Annotated in this window: 12 protein-coding genes; 8 read left to right on the plus strand and 4 right to left on the minus strand. The window is 45.0% G+C overall.

Features of this window, described 5'->3' with window-relative positions; genetic code table 11:
• Positions 1-1,110 (plus strand): Calx-beta domain-containing protein (locus QUB39_RS17185; protein WP_333298225.1); only part of this gene is annotated, 1,110 nt, incomplete at its 5' end.
• A 459-nt stretch (positions 1,111-1,569) separates the two neighbouring features.
• On the opposite strand, the gene QUB39_RS17190 is transcribed toward QUB39_RS17185, so the two are convergent.
• Positions 1,570-1,776 (minus strand): DUF4129 domain-containing protein, encoded by a 207-nt coding sequence (locus tag QUB39_RS17190; protein ID WP_333058356.1) that lies wholly within the window; start codon positions 1,774-1,776, stop codon positions 1,570-1,572.
• 828 nt (positions 1,777-2,604) lie between these two features.
• On the opposite strand from QUB39_RS17190, the gene QUB39_RS17195 reads away from it, so the two are divergent.
• The 7 genes from QUB39_RS17195 (at position 2,605) to QUB39_RS17225 (ending at position 15,942) form a co-directional block, all read left to right on the plus strand.
• The gene (locus QUB39_RS17195) at positions 2,605-4,332 is read left to right on the plus strand and encodes a diflavin flavoprotein (RefSeq protein ID WP_333207639.1); all 1,728 of its coding nucleotides are present in this window, start codon (positions 2,605-2,607) and stop codon (positions 4,330-4,332) included.
• A 338-nt stretch (positions 4,333-4,670) separates the two neighbouring features.
• Entirely contained in the window at positions 4,671-5,300 is a 630-nt protein-coding gene (locus QUB39_RS17200; RefSeq protein WP_333058218.1) for a hypothetical protein, read from the plus strand.
• Positions 5,293-7,038, plus strand: coding sequence for a diflavin flavoprotein (locus QUB39_RS17205; RefSeq protein ID WP_333058217.1), 1,746 nt, complete (start codon positions 5,293-5,295; stop codon positions 7,036-7,038). The genes QUB39_RS17200 and QUB39_RS17205 overlap by 8 nt, the downstream gene beginning before the upstream one ends.
• A gap of 207 nt (positions 7,039-7,245) precedes the next feature.
• On the plus strand, positions 7,246-9,831 hold the full coding sequence (locus tag QUB39_RS17210; protein WP_333058216.1) for a hypothetical protein: 2,586 nt from the start codon (positions 7,246-7,248) through the stop codon (positions 9,829-9,831).
• A 189-nt stretch (positions 9,832-10,020) separates the two neighbouring features.
• Complete coding sequence (locus QUB39_RS17215; protein ID WP_333207638.1) at positions 10,021-13,647, plus strand: helicase-related protein; 3,627 nt, start codon at positions 10,021-10,023, stop codon at positions 13,645-13,647.
• A gap of 25 nt (positions 13,648-13,672) precedes the next feature.
• Positions 13,673-15,154 (plus strand): hypothetical protein, encoded by a 1,482-nt coding sequence (locus QUB39_RS17220; protein ID WP_333207637.1) that lies wholly within the window; start codon positions 13,673-13,675, stop codon positions 15,152-15,154.
• Positions 15,155-15,714: 560 nt separating this feature from the next.
• The gene (locus QUB39_RS17225) at positions 15,715-15,942 is read left to right on the plus strand and encodes a hypothetical protein (protein ID WP_333207636.1); all 228 of its coding nucleotides are present in this window, start codon (positions 15,715-15,717) and stop codon (positions 15,940-15,942) included.
• A gap of 143 nt (positions 15,943-16,085) precedes the next feature.
• Here the strand turns inward: QUB39_RS17225 and pgsA are convergent, their stop codons facing one another.
• The 3 genes from pgsA to QUB39_RS17240 all read right to left on the minus strand — a co-directional run bounded on the left by pgsA (position 16,086) and on the right by QUB39_RS17240 (position 18,558).
• Entirely contained in the window at positions 16,086-16,604 is a 519-nt protein-coding gene (gene pgsA / locus QUB39_RS17230; protein WP_333207635.1) for a CDP-diacylglycerol--glycerol-3-phosphate 3-phosphatidyltransferase, read from the minus strand.
• 359 nt (positions 16,605-16,963) lie between these two features.
• On the minus strand, positions 16,964-17,809 hold the full coding sequence (locus tag QUB39_RS17235) for an ADP-ribosylglycohydrolase family protein (RefSeq protein WP_333207634.1): 846 nt from the start codon (positions 17,807-17,809) through the stop codon (positions 16,964-16,966).
• 83 nt (positions 17,810-17,892) lie between these two features.
• Positions 17,893-18,558, minus strand: coding sequence for a sugar transferase (locus tag QUB39_RS17240; RefSeq protein ID WP_333058211.1), 666 nt, complete (start codon positions 18,556-18,558; stop codon positions 17,893-17,895).
• Positions 18,559-18,605: the final 47 nt, after the last annotated feature.

Consider the following 18,605-nt stretch of genomic DNA (forward strand, 5'->3'; position numbering starts at 1 on the left):
ACGCCGACGCCGACTCCAACTCCGACATCTCCAAGTATCTTCCAGTTCACCCAACCAAATTACACGGTGGCTGAAGGTGGCGTGGTTACGATTGACGTTACTCGCACCGGCGGCACGGAGGCTGCATCGATTAACTACTCTACTCTCGACGGTTCGGCAAGTTCAACAGGCAGTGCACCTGATTACACTGGAACGGCGGCGGGGGTATTGAATTTTGCTGCGGGGCAAACTACCGCTAGTTTCACGGTGACGGCTTTGACTGATTCGATTTTGGAATCGCCGGAAACGGTCAATTTGGTGCTCTTCGGTGGCAATGTCGGCAGTAGTCCGTCAATTTTGACGATTAATGATGTGGCGACCCCAACGCCGACGCCGACGCCGACTCCAACTCCAGCAACATCAACAGCAACCCAGTTTGTTTTTAGTGCGGCTACTTTCACCACTCCAGAATCATCTGGCTTTGCTACGGTGACAGTCAATCGCATCGGCGCCACTACGGCTGCCGCAAGCATTGGCTACGGTACTCTTGACGGCACCGCCCTATCAACTGGAGGAAGTGCGGCTGATTATGCGTCTACTGCTGGTGTACTCAACTTTGCCCCTGGGGTAACTTCCACGACGTTCAACATCTTTGTCAATGCTGATACTGTGCCTGAAATGACTGAGATTGTTAACCTATTTCTCAACAGCGGCCCCGTCGGCACTCCGTCAACAGCACAACTACAGATTATTGACGGTAGCAGCAGTGCATCTGGCAATATCTTCGAGTATAGTGCGTCTAATTACGGATCGATCGCCACTCAGGGGGGCAACACAACGGTTACAGTTACCCGCTCAAGCGGCTTAGGTGCAGCATCGATTGATTATATTATTCTGGCGGGTACTCCAGGCGCCGGCCCTGCACCTGTATATGGTACCGACTACCTGCTTAACCCGGGCGGCCCCACTGGCGGCACGTTGTCCTTCGCCAACGGCCAACTCAGCCAAACCTTTACTATTGAAGACAACCCATTTAGTACCAATAATGGGATTGTGCGCTTAGGTCTTGCTAACCCCACTGCGGGCTACAGTTTCGGCAGTACAGCGGCAACAAGTATCACTCTCATCTAAGGCTGTTAGTAGGGCGAGCAATCCTTGCTCTACTAATATGTCCCGCAAGTAGTTAAATGCTTTTTATCAGTCTGATTCCTCACTACAGCTTTTTTCAAGAAAGCGAGGTACGCGGGTAAAATCTTCGCTGTGGGACAGTCGCTGGCACTGACAACTAATGGGATTCACCCACAGGGTCGATTGTGGGAGGTCTCGACCCGAATCCCATTGCTGGTGCTAGTTTCGTTGCCTTCAACCCATTGCTTAATTGGGTCTGATAGAACCATTTCAAGGTCGTACTCTTAGATGCTGCGCGCGTTATTCGAGTACGACCTTGAACCCTTGTATGTGGAAAGAATTAGATGGCGATTTGCCCTTGGGTGGGGGTTTTTGAGATTGTCGGTTTTTGGCAATAATTTTTGATAAAACCTGCCCCTAGAATTATTGATTGGATATTATTGTTTTTTTCCGCTTACCTACTTAATCCTTAATTTTTTGATAAGCTTGCTGACACTGTTCAAAGATTGAGGCGTCAGCTTCTCTATTCCCAAAATATAGTTGCTGATGTATTTTTATCAAAGTTTCGTAAGGCGCTGGCTGGGGTAATTGCTCGATTAATTGCAAATATTCGCCATCAGTGCGGCTGGGTTGGTGAATCGCGGTTCCCGCATCATTTAACCGCTGCAACCGCCATGTAAAGCAAGCAGCAAGCTTGGTGGTATTTCCCTTGCTGCTGCAACTTTTGCGATCGCAACAACAACTCTGCTACGGATAAATCTTTAATTGTTGTTTTGCACTGCCATCAGTTGTTTTATTCCTATTTTTGAAATTATGAATATAAAAACGCGACAGTTGCCAAATCCGCCAACTCGCCCAGACTGCGAGCAATGCTAAGATTAACCAAAAGGCTGCTTTAGCGATCGCCCCCAAGATGGGGGAATCAAACCAAGATGGCAATTAGACATTCGGTATATTTTGGGCAGTTTTTAGTTCCCACCACTCCTGCAATCGTTGTTGCGACTGTCCTAATTGCCAACCCAAATTAGTTTTATCAAAGGAACTTTCGGACATAGCTTTACTTCACTGAATCGATTTTGCCCTGTGGATTTGGGCTTTTTTTATTCGATCGTCTTACTGCACATTTTGTACAGCTTTTAAGTTGGTACTAACTAAGGAATGAGAATTAAATAACTTCCACTCTTGAAAGTGGGATGGGCGTCCCGCCCGTCATGAGTGGACGGGCGGGACGCCCATCCCACAATAACAATTAAAATTGTAAGTTATTTAATTCGCGATCCTAACTGACTGCTCGATCACAATTTCCATGCAAAACCAAGTTCGATCGGTTGGGCGATCGAACTTGGTTTCCATAGCACACATATTAGGTTTTTGTCAATACATAGAGATCAGTTTTGGGATGCTTAACTGAGTGATAGGAAATTTTATAAAGATTTACAAAAAAAACGTGTCAGAATGAAGACAATAAGGTAATGGGTAAAAGACAAGGAGGCACTGATGGTAGCGCTGACTGAACGAGTCCAACGCAGATTGACGGTGGAAAAAGTCGAAATTGCCTCTGACACAACGGCAATTCGATGCCTGGATTGGGATAGAGACCGCTTTGACATCGAATTCGGACTCAAAAACGGTACAACATACAACTCATTCATCATTCGCGGTGAAAAAACGGCCCTCGTGGATACCTCGCACGAGAAGTTTCGCCAGCAATACATGGAAACTCTAACGGGCGAAATTGACCCCAAAGAGATTGACTATCTAATTATCAGCCACACCGAACCAGACCACAGCGGTTTAGTCAAAGACGTGCTGGCGCTGGCACCCCAAGCGATTGTCGTGGGGGCGAAAGTAGCAATTCAATTTTTAGAAAACCTTGTACACCAACCATTTGAGCGATTGGTGGTCAAAAACGGGGACAAACTAGATTTAGGAAACGGCCACATTATCGAATTCGTATCGGCGCCGAACTTGCACTGGCCTGATACTATTTTCAGCTACGACAGCAAAACTCAAGTGCTGTTTACCTGCGACGCTTTCGGGATGCACTACTGTTCCGACAGCACCTTCGATGACGATTTAGCAGCAATTGAGGAAGATTACCACTTTTATTATGAGTGTTTGATGGGTCCCAATGCTCGATCGGTACTCGCTGCGATGAAGCGGATGGCAGAATTGGGAGAAATCGGTACAGTTGCGACCGGTCACGGGCCGCTGCTGCGGCACAATGTGGTGGAACTTACCGGACGCTACAAAAAGTGGAGCCAAGCGCAAGCTAAGGCAGAAACCACTGTAGCGGTATTTTACACCTCCGACTACGGATTTAGCGATCGACTCAGCCAAGCGATCGCCCACGGTATCACCAAAACAGGTGTCGCTGTGGAAATGATGGATTTGAGAATCGCCGACTTACAAGAAGTTGCGGAACTTGTCAGTAATGCTGCCGGTATCGTAATTTGTTCGCCACCGAGTGGCGGTACTGCTGCTGTAAATGCCGAAGCCGCAATCAACACAATTTTAGTTGCAGCTAACAACAAACAATCTTTCGGTTTGTGTGAATCCGGCGGCGGCGATGACGCATCGATTTACCCGCTGCGAAACAAGTTCAAAGAGTTGGGTTTAAAAGAAGCATTTCCCAACATTTTAATTAAAGAATCACCGACTGAAGCGAGTTATCAACTTTGCGACGAAGCCGGCACTGACTTAGGACAGTGGCTGACGCGGGACAAAGCAGTCAAACAGATGAAATCCCTCGACAGCGACCTCGATAAAGCTTTGGGAAGAATCAGCGGCGGACTGTACATCATTACCGCTCAAAAAGGCGAGGTTAGCGGTGCGATGCTAGCTTCTTGGGTAACGCAAGCCAGCTTTAAACCGCTGGGTTTAACAATAGCAGTTGCGAAGGATCGGGCGATCGAATCGATGATGCGCGCGGGAGATAAATTTGTTCTCAACGTGCTGGAAGAAGGCAATTATCAAACTTTGATGAGGCACTTTTTAAAGCGTTTTGCTCCTGGTGCCGATCGATTTGCCGGAGTTAAAACTCAACCAGCAACCAACGGTTCTCCAATTCTGACAGATGCTTTAGCTTACATGGAATGCGAAGTAGTCAGCCGGATGGAACTTTCGGATCATCATATCGTATATGCGATCGTTGATAGCGGCCGCGTATCCAATCCCGATGCACTGCCTGCTGTTCACCACCGCAAAGTGGGAAATCACTATTAGGAAGTCAGTTGACGGTTGACAGTTGTCAGTTGATAGTTGACAGTTGACTGTTGTCAGGTGCAAAGGGGAAATTCAACGATATATTGATTGACTGTCTGAGTCAACATACCCCAAACGTATTAGTAAGGTGCGTCAGCCGATGTTTTATTCGACTTCATCATCGACTATCTACTGACGCACCCTACAATTACAGTCCAGGACACAACTGGCTAGCCAAAAACTCTCAACTTTGGGTGCTTGTGGCGCACCTTACCGGCTTCTGGGTGTTGGGTGCGCCACCAGCAGCAAACCGGGCAAACCGTTGTCATTTAGACTTCATTTTAATAGGGGAATTGCCAATGCCTGCCAATCTTTTAGAAGACCGAGATTACACAATTATTATTGCCAGAAGCGATGCCAGCAGAGACCCTCACCATCCTTGGTACGAGGATTGGGTAGAAGCACAGGCATCTCTGATCGACTTAGCAAAAAAATGTCAGCAATTTGACAGCGACGGCATCACCGTTTACGAAGCTTCTACTCCTATGTGGAAGTATCAAAATTCCAATGTTGCGCGGTTAGCTCAAATTTTGCAGCGACAAAATACGGAACCGGATTCAGAAAACCCCACTGCAATTAATTTGGAAGAAGCTCTGAAAGCAACTTTTAGTGATTATTTTGCAAGCAAACCAAATGCCAAAGGGAAAAACGGAACAATAATTGTTGCAGTTTTAGATCAAAAACCCGAAAATACCGCTGCTGTTGCCGAAATTCTTGTAAGTGCGGCAAATAAAATAGATAAAGATGAAGAAATTGGAGTGAGCTTTATCCAAATTGGCGACGATTTGAAAACCAGGGAATTTCTGATTGACCTGGATACCAATTTACAGGGTAGAGGTGCAAGGTTTGACATTGTAGATACCAAGTTTTGGCACGAAATCAAAAGAAGTTCTGTAGTTCAGTTTCTCATAGGTGCAATAAATGACTAATACTTTGACTCCTAGACTCGCATCGGATGCCAAACCCCGCGATGTGCAGTTTATCCCGATCGCACTCGATACTTTTATTGTGCGATCGCGCACTTGGGACAGACTCAAATTTGAAGTCGAGTATTCGCTGCAAAAGGGGACGACAGCCAATAGCTATATTATTCAAGCTGACAAAACTGCTTTGTTCGATCCGCCGGGGGAATCTTTTACTCAAAATTACATCGATTTTTTACAGCAACGGGTGGACTTGACCAAGCTGGATTACATAATTTTGGGGCATTTCAATGCTAACAGATCAGTAACAATTAAAGCTCTGTTAGAATTAGCTCCTGAAGCAGCTTTGGTTTGCACGAATCCAGCAGCAATTAGTTTGCGCGCCGCTTTCCCCGACCAAGAATTAAACATTATGGTCGTTCGGGGAGAGGAAACTCTCAACTTAGGAAAAGGTCACGCCTTAAAATTCATCGCGACTCCGACTCCCCGCTGGCCTGACCAACTTTGCACCTACGATCCGCACACTCGAATCGTGTTCACTGACAAACTATTTGGAGCTCACGTTTGCGGCGACCAAGTATTTGATGAAGGGTGGAGCGTTTACAGCGAAGATCGGCGCTATTATTACGATTCCCTGCACGCATCTCAGGCAAAACAAGTGCTGACGGCAATGGATAAATTCGCCGATTTACCCGCAGCATTTTATGCTCCCGGTCACGGCCCGATCGTCCGTTACGGCCTTAATGAACTGAGCAATTTGTATCGGGAATGGAGCCAGCAACAAAATTCAAAAGACTTGACAGTTGCTTTGATTTATGCTTCGGCTTACGGAAATACGGCTACTTTAGCACAGGCGATCGCCAAAGGAATTACGAAAGCCGGCGTGGCGGTGGAAAGTATCAACTGCGAATTTGCAGAACCCGGAGAAATTCAAGAGGCGATCGAAAAATGCGCGGGATTTATCATCGGAACTCCCACGCTAGCAGGACACGCTCCGACGCAAATTCAAACTGCTTTGGGAATTGTTTTATCTACAGCAACTAAGAGCAAACTAGCGGGGGTTTTCGGTTCTTTTGGCTGGAGTGGAGAGGCGATCGACTTAGTGGAAAATAAGCTGAAAGATGCTGGGTATCGAATTGGATTTGAGCCGATTCGAGCCAAATTTAAGCCGACGGCGGCGACAATTCACGAGTGCAAAGAAGCGGGAACGGATTTTGCTCAAGCTTTGATTCGATCGCAAAAATTGCGGGCACCGAAACCGCAGTTAGCAGCAGGGAGCGATCGCACTGAACAAGCAGTAGGGAGATTGGTTGGTTCGCTGTGCGTACTCTCGGCGAAGCGGGGGGAAGTCGCCAGTGCGATGCTGGCTTCGTGGGTGTCGCAAGCAACATTTAATCCGCCCGGTGTGACGATTGCGGTGGCGAAAGATCGATCGATCGAAGCTTTGATGTACGCCGGAGATAAGTTTGTGCTGAATATCTTAGCCGAAGGGCGACAGTTGCGGAAGTATTTCATGAAAAACTTTGCTCCGGGAGAAGACAGATTTGCGGGAGTCGAAACAATGGAAGCTAGCAACGGCTGTCCGGTGTTGACTGATGCTCTAGCTTATCTGGAATGCCAAGTGATAAGTCGGATGGAATGTGGCGATCACTGGGTAGTTTATGCGGCGATTGAAAACGGTCATTTGCTCAATAATGACGGCGTGACAGCGGTGCACTACCGGAAATCAGGGAGTCATTATTAAGCTACGGCTAGGACACGGCATTGCCGTGTCCCTACAACAAATACAGCAGATTGCAGGTTGATCGAGTATAGATCCGAAACCCGGAATCAGAGTAGGCACTCATAGACACCGCCCCTACAGAAACTGGTTTATTTGTGCTTCACTTACCTGAAAGGTGCTGTAAGTGCTTTATTAACAAAGAATAATGGGTTCAACAAAATAAGCTCAATGCCAGAACACTCGCCAGAAGAACTTTGCAAAATAATGTTTGGGCTAGACTACACGAAGCTAGTAGCAGCGAATCCATCGTGGAAAGATACTTTTCAAAAAATTTTAGATCGGAGAACAGTACCGCAAGAACTATCTGGAGATAAATCATCAGGCTACGTGAGTGACAGTTCAGCAAAAGAATGTCTAACTCCCTTTGAGCAGATAGAGATACATAACATTCGGGGAATAAAAGCATGGGGAGACATTCTCCGATCTGCCTTTCCTTGGGAAAAGACGCTATCAGTATTAGACCCTATACTAGGATGTTTAAAAATGAACAAGCACTCTATCCAAATTCATAGGCTAGAGAAAGACTTAGTTTATTTGACTGCCATGAGCATTGATAAAGGAGCTCAAATTTTTATTAGCTTTCCCGTTTCTCCTATTTCTTTAGGAATCTTAGCAGTCACATATTGGGCTCATCTGCTTAGGGAAGAAAGAGATATTTATCGGACTCATCATGCAGAGGCAGCAAAGGACTTTGCTATTTGGATTAGACCCAAGGATCGTGGTAAAATCTCGCATTTGAGAACTACTAAGGCATTTAACCTGATAGATAATGAATATACTAAACGCAATCTAAATAAGCGAATTGCTTGTTTACCTATCCATAAGTTTGATGAATCATTCAAAAGTAAACATCTGAGAGTCTTTATGGCGCGATCGCTCTCTGAAGCCGTTGACTTATTGAAGACCTCTAAAAATTGCTCTCTAGTTGTCATTGACGATCCATCAGGACGCACTTATCCATCTCCCTCTGCCTATGGAAGCCAAGCCTTTGGCTTGGCTAGCCTTTGTCGGCAAAAACGAATCCCTATGGTAGGTATTGTTCCTCCTTGGACTCTGCAAGATATTGAGTACCATGAAACCAATACTTCACAGGGAATTCTTCTTTGGCCTATCGACTTCTTCGCTCTGCGCTCTTATCCCGCCGAGCTGGGTATTTCTGCTAAAAACAGGGAACAGCTTCATCCTATAGAGGAAAGCTATTTGCTACTTGAAAGAAAACGCCAATCTCTCAATGAAACACAGGTAACAATTAAAACTTTTAACTTTGATACAGAAGATGAAGAAAAAATTGCGGAGCTTTTTCAAGAATCATCAAATTTACTGCTAGATTTAGCCAAACAGCCTCACTGTCGTGGTGTTTGGGGTACAGGATGGAAAATATGGCGATATCTCGCAGCTCCTGTCTTACCTTTTTATCTGCTCTGGGCACAGTTTATTGAAGGCGCACTTAAGCAACTAAATTCTGCTGTTAACCAATCTAAAGATTCCCAAGCAAAAATTTTATATAATCTCCTCTCCTCTCTGGCGCTGAGGCTACAGAAACTTAAAGCTAATCCATTCATTCAAATCATTAAATCAGCCGAGCCAGAAACTATTGTAGCTGTTGAAAATGCAGAAATAGCCAACGCCTTAGAACAGTTTTTAATGGGAAAGCGCAGTTGTTTATCAACTCCTAAAATTTTACCAATCAGCGAGGTGCGGGGTTTAGGCGGAGAAAAGTTGATAGTTATAGGTCAGCCCAAGGCTTGTCACCGTGACATCTTGCAAACGACTTTATTTAGCAAAATAGATGTGTTGCTGTGGTCTGTCTTGGCTGAACGTGCCGAACGTTGGTGGAGCAATTTAGAGGTAGATGCTAGAGAATGGCATCGAAAAACATGGCGCAAGCTAACTGAAAAAGAGGAGGTAGGATGTTATAGCTTTAGCCTTCACCAACCAGAGGTTAAGATAATTAATTCCGGAAAGTTAAGGCTGTCCAAGAGAATTAATTTATCGAAACTTGAGGAAAATTTTAATTCTTTGGTTGGTGGAACAGATTATGAGGGGGAATTGAACGGAGATATTGCGAGAAATTTAGAATCTCATTATCTAGTAAAGTTTGAGATAGGATTAAAAATTAGGGTAGCACTGGGATGCGAATTCTTAGTATTATCGGGTAGACAAGCTCTGGTTGTTGCTATCAGAGATATTGCTGCTGGGACAAAGGTTGTATTGTTTGATGGCATGAACCGAGATGAGTTATTCGCTCAGAAAGCGGGTTTGCTTGAGGATACTAAAGTTAACTACCTCTATCGCATACAGTTAGACGCTTGGCGTGCAATACTGAAGCAGCACGTAAAAAACTCAGATTTACAAACAGTTCGTCGAGAACTCTCGATTGATACAGGTCTAGATATTAGTCAAGAAACAATTGAGTATAACTGGATGAGCGGTGATGACCTTCTTAGCCTCCCCCGTGAGAAAGAGCATTTTTTTTGGTTTATACCGCCACTAGCTCGTTCTGGTTTTGAAGAGTTTTGGCAACAGGCTAATGAATTAAGGATTAAGCGTAGACAACTCGGTCAGGTAATCTCTGCTTGCGCTCAAGAAGGATGGAAAGATCGAAAATTAGATGAAATTGTCTTTCGCTATCAGCAAGTTTTTATTACAGTTGGTGAATTGAAAGATGCCATGCAGATACTAACGGTACAGTCACCACCTCAACTAATTTCTCAAGTACCCGAATATCCTATTAATCGCCTTTTTAGGGCATGAAATGTCTTTTACCAAAGCCACCCATTGACAGTAACCTATGGGATGGCTCCTACCCTAATGGGCGTTTTTGTAGGACACATACAGAAAATAGCACTGTGCGTATAATTCGTGAACAGATTAGCTTGACTTAAAAATCAATATCTACTATACTGTTTTCCAAGGTAAGCTGTATAAAGACCATACAGGAGTATGATGGAACCGGAATCTATCCTAACTGACCAGGGGTTGAATGTATCTGACTCTCCGAGACAAGAAGAACATTTGCAATTTATTGAAAGCTTTTACAGGCGCATACGGGGTCATGTCACGGGGACATCGGAGCACCGAAGCTCAATTCAAGGTTCCACTGAGCCGCGACGCTTAATGCCCACCGCATATCTCTCGCCCCAGTCACCTCCAGCCGCTGTGCCATCCAGCAGCCAGCAGCAGAATAATTTTCGCCCTAGCAACTGCGGTTTAGCTATTAACTTAGCACCGGATTGGGAAAAACAACAGTTGCCTATTGAATTGAAAGTTCGCTTTAGTGTTTTCCTGCCTAAAATCCAAGTTACCGAGAAATCGCTGCGCCCTATGTGGCAGCGTTTTAATATCTCTGCGGCTATCACTTCAAATATTCAAGACTTAGTTACAGAACAGTCACCTTCCCTTTCACAACTAAAGCAGGATATTGACCATCAGATAAAAAAGGTAATAGAGGCACATAAAAAAGACCCCCTCGCTTGGTTGTTTGGACTCAATCGGACTCTTGATAATTTAACCGACAAAGAAGTTACATTTGCCAAGGAAAATCCCCAACAACTTCAGGCTGAACTGCGTCAACGAATTATTAACAAAAAGAATACAAAAAAGAAGGAAAATACCTCTACAGATGTGGAAACTCAGCCGGGGCAAGTTGCTCCAGTTGAATTTCAAATTACCGTAGAAGTTCAAAAGCGAGTTATGGGCAACCAGACCCGAATCCGCCTATTTCTCAGAAACAAGAGCGAACAGAGTGGTGGGTTTGACGATCCCAGAGATACAGGTTTATTTGGGGCTTACCTAGAAATTAATTTGCCCCAAGCAATGTGGCATCCTGTAGAACTATCTCGCTTTCAGATATCTTATCAAGTTGACTCTACGGTTCCCGCGCAGGGAATTAACTGTACGCCAGGATTAGAACTTGAACAAACTCAGGATAAGGTTCGCATTTGGACTGAGTTTCTCCCCATTTATTGGCAAAAAAGACTTTATACGGCTGGAATTCAAGCCCCTTTTAAGGATTTAGCCACGGCAACGAATGATGCTGACCTTCTGGTACTCAAAACTATTTGTCAAAGGATGCGGGATTACCGAGATAGCTGGCAAACCTTGATTGAGCAACAGCATCAGCAGACTGGGGGAACAAAATATAACTCAGAAGCTCAGCAAGATTTGGACAATTTTAAAAAAGAAATAGAGCGCTTTGAGTTAGGAATTAAAGTTCTGAAAGCTCCGTGCTACGCGATGCTTCGACAAGCTTTTAACCTGATGAACCAGACGTTTGTCGATATCGATGAAAAGCGGAACCATCGGGGCAAGACTGCTTATGAAAACTGGCGACCTTTTCAGATTGTCTACATCGTTTCTAACTTAGCAGCACTAGCAGCACGACAATGGCCTCAAGAGTTTGCTAACAATCTTCTAGCCCAGATTAATCATGCCGCTGTAGTTCACTTCCCCACAGGTGGCGGTAAATCTGAGGCGGTTATGGGAATTATTTTGACTCAAGCTTTTTTCGATCGCCTCCGGGGTCGAGATTGGGGCATAGTTGCTTGGTTGCGCTATCCCTTGCGGTTGCTAACTTACCAACAGCTTCAGCGTTTTCTGGATACGCTAGTCGCTGCCGATGAAGTTAGAAAGAAGCAACCAAAATTAGCAAAAACCCGTGAATTTACAGTAGGCTATTACGGGGGTCGAGCTAACAGCCCTAATTCTCTAAAGTCTGTTCCTGATGAAGTTCAGAATTCAACACGACAGGCTCGCGAAAAAATGCAGGCCGATCTGGGAAAAGTTCCCAGGTATCTGACTTTAGCTGATGTCGGATACTACGTTCCTGAATCAATCCAGCAATACAGGATGGTGATGCGCTGTCCTTACTGCGGACTAGAGGAAGTCCACACTTTTATTCATAGAGCCACCAATGAACTCCGGCATCGTTGTGGCCCTCTCAATCAGCCTTTACCCACTGGCGCTTGCGGTCGTGAAATTCCACTCTATATCGTTGATGAGGATATCTACAGCCAATTGCCAACTTTATTAGTAGGAACTCTCGACAAAATTGCAAACATCACTTTCCGTCCAGCCAGTCGCACTTTATTTGGGGCTGTATCTGATATTTGCTCCGTACATGGCTTTGTTGCTAATAATACTTGTCACAAGCAGGACTCAGTTGGCGGATGTACTCGCAGACAACTTAAACCTCTCTCCACGCCACCCGTTGACCCCGGCATTCCTCTAGTTTTTCAAGATGAACTGCACCTACTCCGCGAGGAACTGGGTACATTTGACGGTCATTATGAAGCTCTCATCGATGCCATTCACCAAGAGCGGGGAGCGATACGTCCAAAAGTTTTGGCGGCTACTGCTACGATTGAGGGAGCAGAACAACAGACAAGACATCTTTATTGGCGAGAACTTTCTCAATTTCCAGTGCGCGGGCCTGCTCAGGACCGCAGTTTCTACGCCAACGCTCACAGCAGATATGTCACAAGAGGCTTTGTTGGTTTGCGTCCTACTTCTGCTAATCCACTTGATGCAGCAATGGCTTTGATTCAGGCACTTCGGACTGAGTTAGAAATTATTCGCAGCAATCCTGCTAAGTTCAAATTAGAGTATGGATTGGGAAATTTAACAGATGATTCTTTCCTGCAACTGGTTGACGAGCATGACCTTTGTTGTACCTATGTCAACTCCAAAAATGATGGCTCTGATATTCGACGCTCCATTAATGAACAAGTAAAAGCCGGCCTTCGGGAAGAGTTTGGGGAAGAGCGAGCCAATGCGATGCTGCCAGAGGCAATTACCCTCACTGGAGATGACGGCATTGAGGATGTTAAAAAAGTTCTAAAACAGATGGAGACATCTCAGCTCAACCCCAATTTGAGCGAATCAGAGCGACTATCAGATGTGGTTGCCACCAGCCTAATTTCTCACGGTGTTGATATTGACAGACTCAATTTGATGCTATTTTACGGCTGGCCTAACACAACCGCTGAATACATTCAAGCTTCGAGTCGTGCAGGACGTACTATGCCTGGATTAGTGTTTATTTTATTTCGCCCTCAACGCGCTCGCGAACGGGCAATTTTCGACTATTTTGTCAAAACTCACGAATATTTGGATCAGATGGTAGAAGCTGTCCCCATTGACCGCTTCGCTCACAATGCTCTCTACCGAACTGCTTTTGGTTTGCTGTTAGGTCGGTTACTTCACATAGATGGTCCTGTAGCTCGATCGGGAAATCAGGTGAGCGACTTAGCACAACTGGACAAGATTGACAAATTGCGGGAGCTAATTTATGGCACAGGACAAGGGCGATCGCCCATCGACTTGAAAGCTATTGTCGCCAAAATTCACACAACTATTAATCCTGACGGGTTGCCGGAAGGACAGGTTTTTGATACACCGCTCGATTTAGTAGAAGATGCTTTTGTGTCTCAGGTCGATCGCATCGTACAAGACCCTAATGAACGCAAAGATGTCACGAGCGGTCTGACAAAAGATGATATCGCTCATAATTTCCGCTTGCTGCTGTCTCTTCGAGATGTCGATGCAGGCATTGAAATTAATGGATACTAACTACTTTAAATAAATTGGAGAACACATGAGTAAACAATCGCGCACCTTTTCTAAAGGCAAAGTATTGCACAGCGTTGAACCAGGAAGTGTTGCTACAATTCCTGTCGGCACTATTGAAGTTAACTGTCACTTTGCCCGCAGGGTAGTTGACCTCAGTAAAGATGTGGAGGAGGCTGTACGTCAAGAACTCACTCGATGGAAGCATTTAGATGCTCAAATGGAAGCTTTCCGCAGACATACAGCAGAGTTTGTTCCTGTACTCACTCAATCGGTTAAAGGTCGCAGGTTGAAAGCCAGAGAGTGCGCTAAGTGCGGAGCTATTCGCTACATGGGTCAGTGGAAGGGAGATTCAGATGCTCCCTGTCATAATTGTAACCATCCAACTCTCAATGAAATTCCGTTTGTTTTTGCCCATGTAGATGGCACAATGCTCCAGTTATTCCCCATTGACTGTCCTCAACACAGTTATCAGTATTTAGTTAAAGAAAGGGGTGTTTATCCGCGTTGGCGGTGTAAAGTTAGTGGCTGCACTCATGCAGCTCCAATTGTTCGCCCTCTTCCCCCACAATCCATTATGAAGCGCACAGAAGTTGTTCAATCAATAGAATCTGCTACCGGAAATTCTCCCAATCCGATGATGCGTCTTACCACTATTTCTGATAACAAGCTTCAGGTAGTTCATTCCATTTCTCGGATCAACCCAACTTCCAATGTAGAGAAGTTTTTAGCATTACCTGAGTCTCTCGGTACTCTTCTAGCAATACATCTAGATTACTTCGATAGTCAAAGCAGAAGTCTGTCTGAGCTGACAGAAGTCCTTCGCGTCCTCGGTCAAGGCACTCAAGAAGACCAGAAAGATTTGGAGCAACTTATTAAAACATTAAAATTGAGTGGCTTAGATGACGAAACAATCCAAACTATCTTGACTAACAAACGACAAGTTCAGGAGAGTGATGCGGGTGGCACAGTTGTGGCAGAATTAAGAAAAGCTCTAGCGCGTTTTTCCGAAAATAACGCATTGCAACTTCTAGGAGATGCTCAGGCAGAAAGAGAAACTCGCGATCGCAAAGAAAATCTAACATCAGATCAAAAAAATGCTGGCACCCTTCGAGAGCAACTGAGCGATCGTGCTGTTCTCATGGATTTGCAGCGTGAAAGCCTCGATGATGCTGTGAAGCGCCTCAATAAAATTAGCTCTCCTTTCCATGCCAATCTCTCAGATGCCGGGACTTTAATGCGTAAAAGTTTAGGTATTAGCCAGGTCACAGTCATTCAAGATTTGCCTGTCTTGCATCTTGCCTATGGATATACTCGGCTTTCTCATCAGCCTGAAGCTGCTGTCCTGTGGGCTTTTGACAAGAAAGGTTTTGATTTGGCTGGTGAACAACCCAAAGGAAATTGGATTCCTATGCCCACCTACAGGCTCAAAACTGAAGCACTTTTCTTTCAGTTTGATGCTAAACGGATTGTTAAATGGCTTTATGCTAACGTAAGGATTCAGGTCTAAAAACTTGCGGCTCCAACGCTTGTCTGGCAAGGGTTTTAGGGCAAACTAAGGGTTTTTGTCTTTCGTGGTTAATTGTCAATAAACGAGGATAAGTGACAGTTTTTCGTGGTTTATTGAGAATAGAGATTGATTTAGTATCAAGCTCCATATCTAAAGTCTTTGCCCAGCAAGGAGTTCAGTGACCTGAATCCTTACATGCTAACAATCTAGCTCCCGAGCCCGCTACTATTGCCGAACCTACATTTTGGGTTCTAAATCATCACAGCCAAATCACCAGTCGCAGCGGCCCTGCCTTTGACGATCGCCTTTCTCCAGCTTTTCTGATTCCCTGGCTGGTTGGTTCGGCTCTACACAGCGCTAATCATCTTTTAATTAAAGCGATCGCAGACCAAAGTAGCTTTGGTGAAACGGCTATTTCTGAGCATCTCCTGCTAAGCCTCAACCAAACCATCATCTTTGTCAATCGCCTTCAAGAGTTTTCACTGGGAGGACTGAAAACCTTCTTCGAGCAGCGTTTAGACCAGGCCTTCAAGAGTCTTCTACAAGAGCGGGGAGACTGTATGTTCGACCCCGACTGCGAAGAAAGGCTAGGCGGAGCTTGTGCTGGATGCTTGCACCTACCAGAAGTCGTCTGTCGCCTCTTTAACAACGCTCTTAGCCGCATCTTGCTTTACGGCGGTGAAATTGGTACTAACATGGAGGGAGTCGAAAAAACCCTCTGGCCGGATTTAGCTTCTGTTGTTAAGAGTGACCAGTTTATCGGCCTGTGGGATAGTCGTTTGGATTAAGCTTTGGTTTTGATCAACCGTGGTTGGGATTGAGCCGATCAATACCGTTGGCAAATTCAAAAACAGGTCTATTGAGGCGTTCGCTGGCCTCGAAGTTTTTTATTTGCGTTAATCCGCGTTCATCTACGGCTTAAAAAACCGATTTACTTGTCCTCAGCAGTCTTTTCCGGCCACAGATAAATAGCGCCAGAAATCAAAGTTAAAGCCACAGAAACCCAAAAAGCAATTAATGCGGGAAAATTCCACGCTTCCGACAGAGGAGCAATTAAAAGTGCGATCGCCACAATCTGACTCACCGTCTTCAACTTCCCCCAAATATTAGCTCCCGAAATCGTAGTTTTATTAACACGCCACCCCGCAATTGTCAACTCCCGACCAAAAATCAAAAACACTCCCCAAGCCGGGATTTTCCCCAACTCAATCAACACTAAAAGCGGCGCGAGAACCAACAATTTATCCACCAAAGGATCGAGAAACTTACCCAAATCGGTAATTTGATTCAGCTTCCTAGCCAAATAGCCGTCCAGCCAATCAGTAGCCGCAGCTACCACAAAAATCGCGGTGCAAATCCAGCGGCTTTGCGCGCTTGGGTCGTACAAACCGTAGAGCAGAAAAGGCACTCCCAGTAAGCGAGAAAAAGTAATCAAATTAGGCAAATTCATAATAGATACGGCTAAGGCAAACTGGAAAATTAAACAAAGGTATGTAGTTGCGCTTTAGCGCTCTTAGCTTAAGAAAGAGCGCCCAAGCGCAACTACATACATAAAATTTAACCCTATTTGTGACAGTTGGCCTTAATCTTAATAGAAAGAAGTTCGGCAACGCGCCGTGAATGCGGATTTAACGGATGTAACAGATATCAGGAAGAAGTCAATCGATTTTAGATTTTAGATTTTAGATTTTAGATTTTAGAATTGAAGCATTGACCCCACGAATAAATACGTTCGGCAAGTTTCATCGGATACAGGTTTTTTATTTCTGGACGGATGAATCACGTGGCGGGTATCCTGGATGCTTTCGGTCAGAAGTCGATCGTGCAATTCATTAACTGTCGATCCAGTTCTATGATATAATCTCTGCCATAAGATTGATTTTCTAATCCTTGTACCAGATTTTCTGGCAGGTCTTGGGCAATTTCACTGCTACAGGAACCAGCCGCTAAAGCAATAGTGGCTACTGTATCCACATCTCCAGAAAAGGCAATGCAATCTTGGAGCAGTTTGCTCATACTATCATTTCGCATGATCGCAGTAATAGCTGCTCTAACACAGACCAAACCTTTAACGCTGACTTGTCCTTGCCAAGGTATCGACCACTCACCAGCTACGTGCTTTTCTAGAAAATTTCCCAAATTCTTCTTTAAACCTAGCTGATAAATAAAGTAATGGGACATCAAAGCTGCCGCTATAGCTGCTTTAATGCCATCGGGAGTGTTGTGAGTAATTGCAGCTTGAACGGTAGCATTTTCAATGACTTTTTCAATAGTAGGAAAAATGCCAATGGGGCCTGCTCGCATCGCAGAGCCGCTTTTATCGCTAGCAGAGTGAATTTTTTCTAAGAATTCTTTTCCGCCTTGAACTTGTAGCAAAAAATTGTAAAATTTTCCAGCATAACCAAATCGCCGATCGCGGTGAAAAGCTGCAACAAATTTGCTCGCTAAAAGTTCCGGTGTCCAAGGTTCTCGGCTGACGATAGCTTCTGCAACGGCTAAACTCATCTGCGTATCGTCTGTGTAACATCCAGGCGGGATATCGTGACGGGGATGCTTGATGTAACCGTTGAGATTGTTGTACAATTCGATCGTCTGCTGGTCAACAAATTCAAAACCCGCACCGTAAGCGTCACCAATCGCTAATTCTATTAACATATATTTAATGTGTTTCCTACTATTTCATCCCGTGTTTTTTCCTAAATTTTAAAATCAAAAAACAACCCAAAACAGCAAGTCTATTAACACGCACCATTTTTGCTGAAGACAACCAAAATTGTTTTGCAAATCAGAGTGATGTCGTAGACAATAGACCACTTGCCCTGATAGTCGAGATCCATGCGGACAATCTCGTCAAAGTCTTTAACTCTAGACCGTCCGTTGACTTGCCACTCCCCAGTCAGACCGGGTTTGACATTTAAACGTTGCCAGTGGAACTCGTCATAGGCAGCCACTTCATCGGGAGTTGGCGGTCGAGTTCCCACTAAACTCATGTCGCCAACTAACACATTCCAGAATTGAGGTAACTCGTCCAAACTCGTGTTCCGCAAGAAGCGGCCGACGCGGGTAATTCGCGGGTCATTTTCATTCTTAAAAATGTGACCCTTGGCTTGGTTGCTAACTAAATGTTTGAGATTTTCTGCACCGACAACCATCGATCGAAATTTCCATATTCTGAAATGTCGCCCTTTGAAGCTGCAGCGGACTTGACTGTACAGCAGCGGGCCCGGATTGTCCAACAGCATCGCCACAGCCACCGGCACCGCCACCACAGCAGCAATTGCCAGTCCCAGCAGCGCACCCAAAATATCGATCGACCGTTTTACCTTGCTCGTTACGGATCGGTGAGCGTGTTGTTTTGATACACAGACATTGTAAGTAGATTCTGGAAAACATAACGACATCATTTCTGATAATAATGATTTCGACGAGGCACCCATCGGAAATTTCATAT

Origin of the sequence: Microcoleus sp. AT8-B5 (genome assembly GCF_036705565.1) — a bacterium.
Classification (GTDB): domain Bacteria; phylum Cyanobacteriota; class Cyanobacteriia; order Cyanobacteriales; family Microcoleaceae; genus Microcoleus.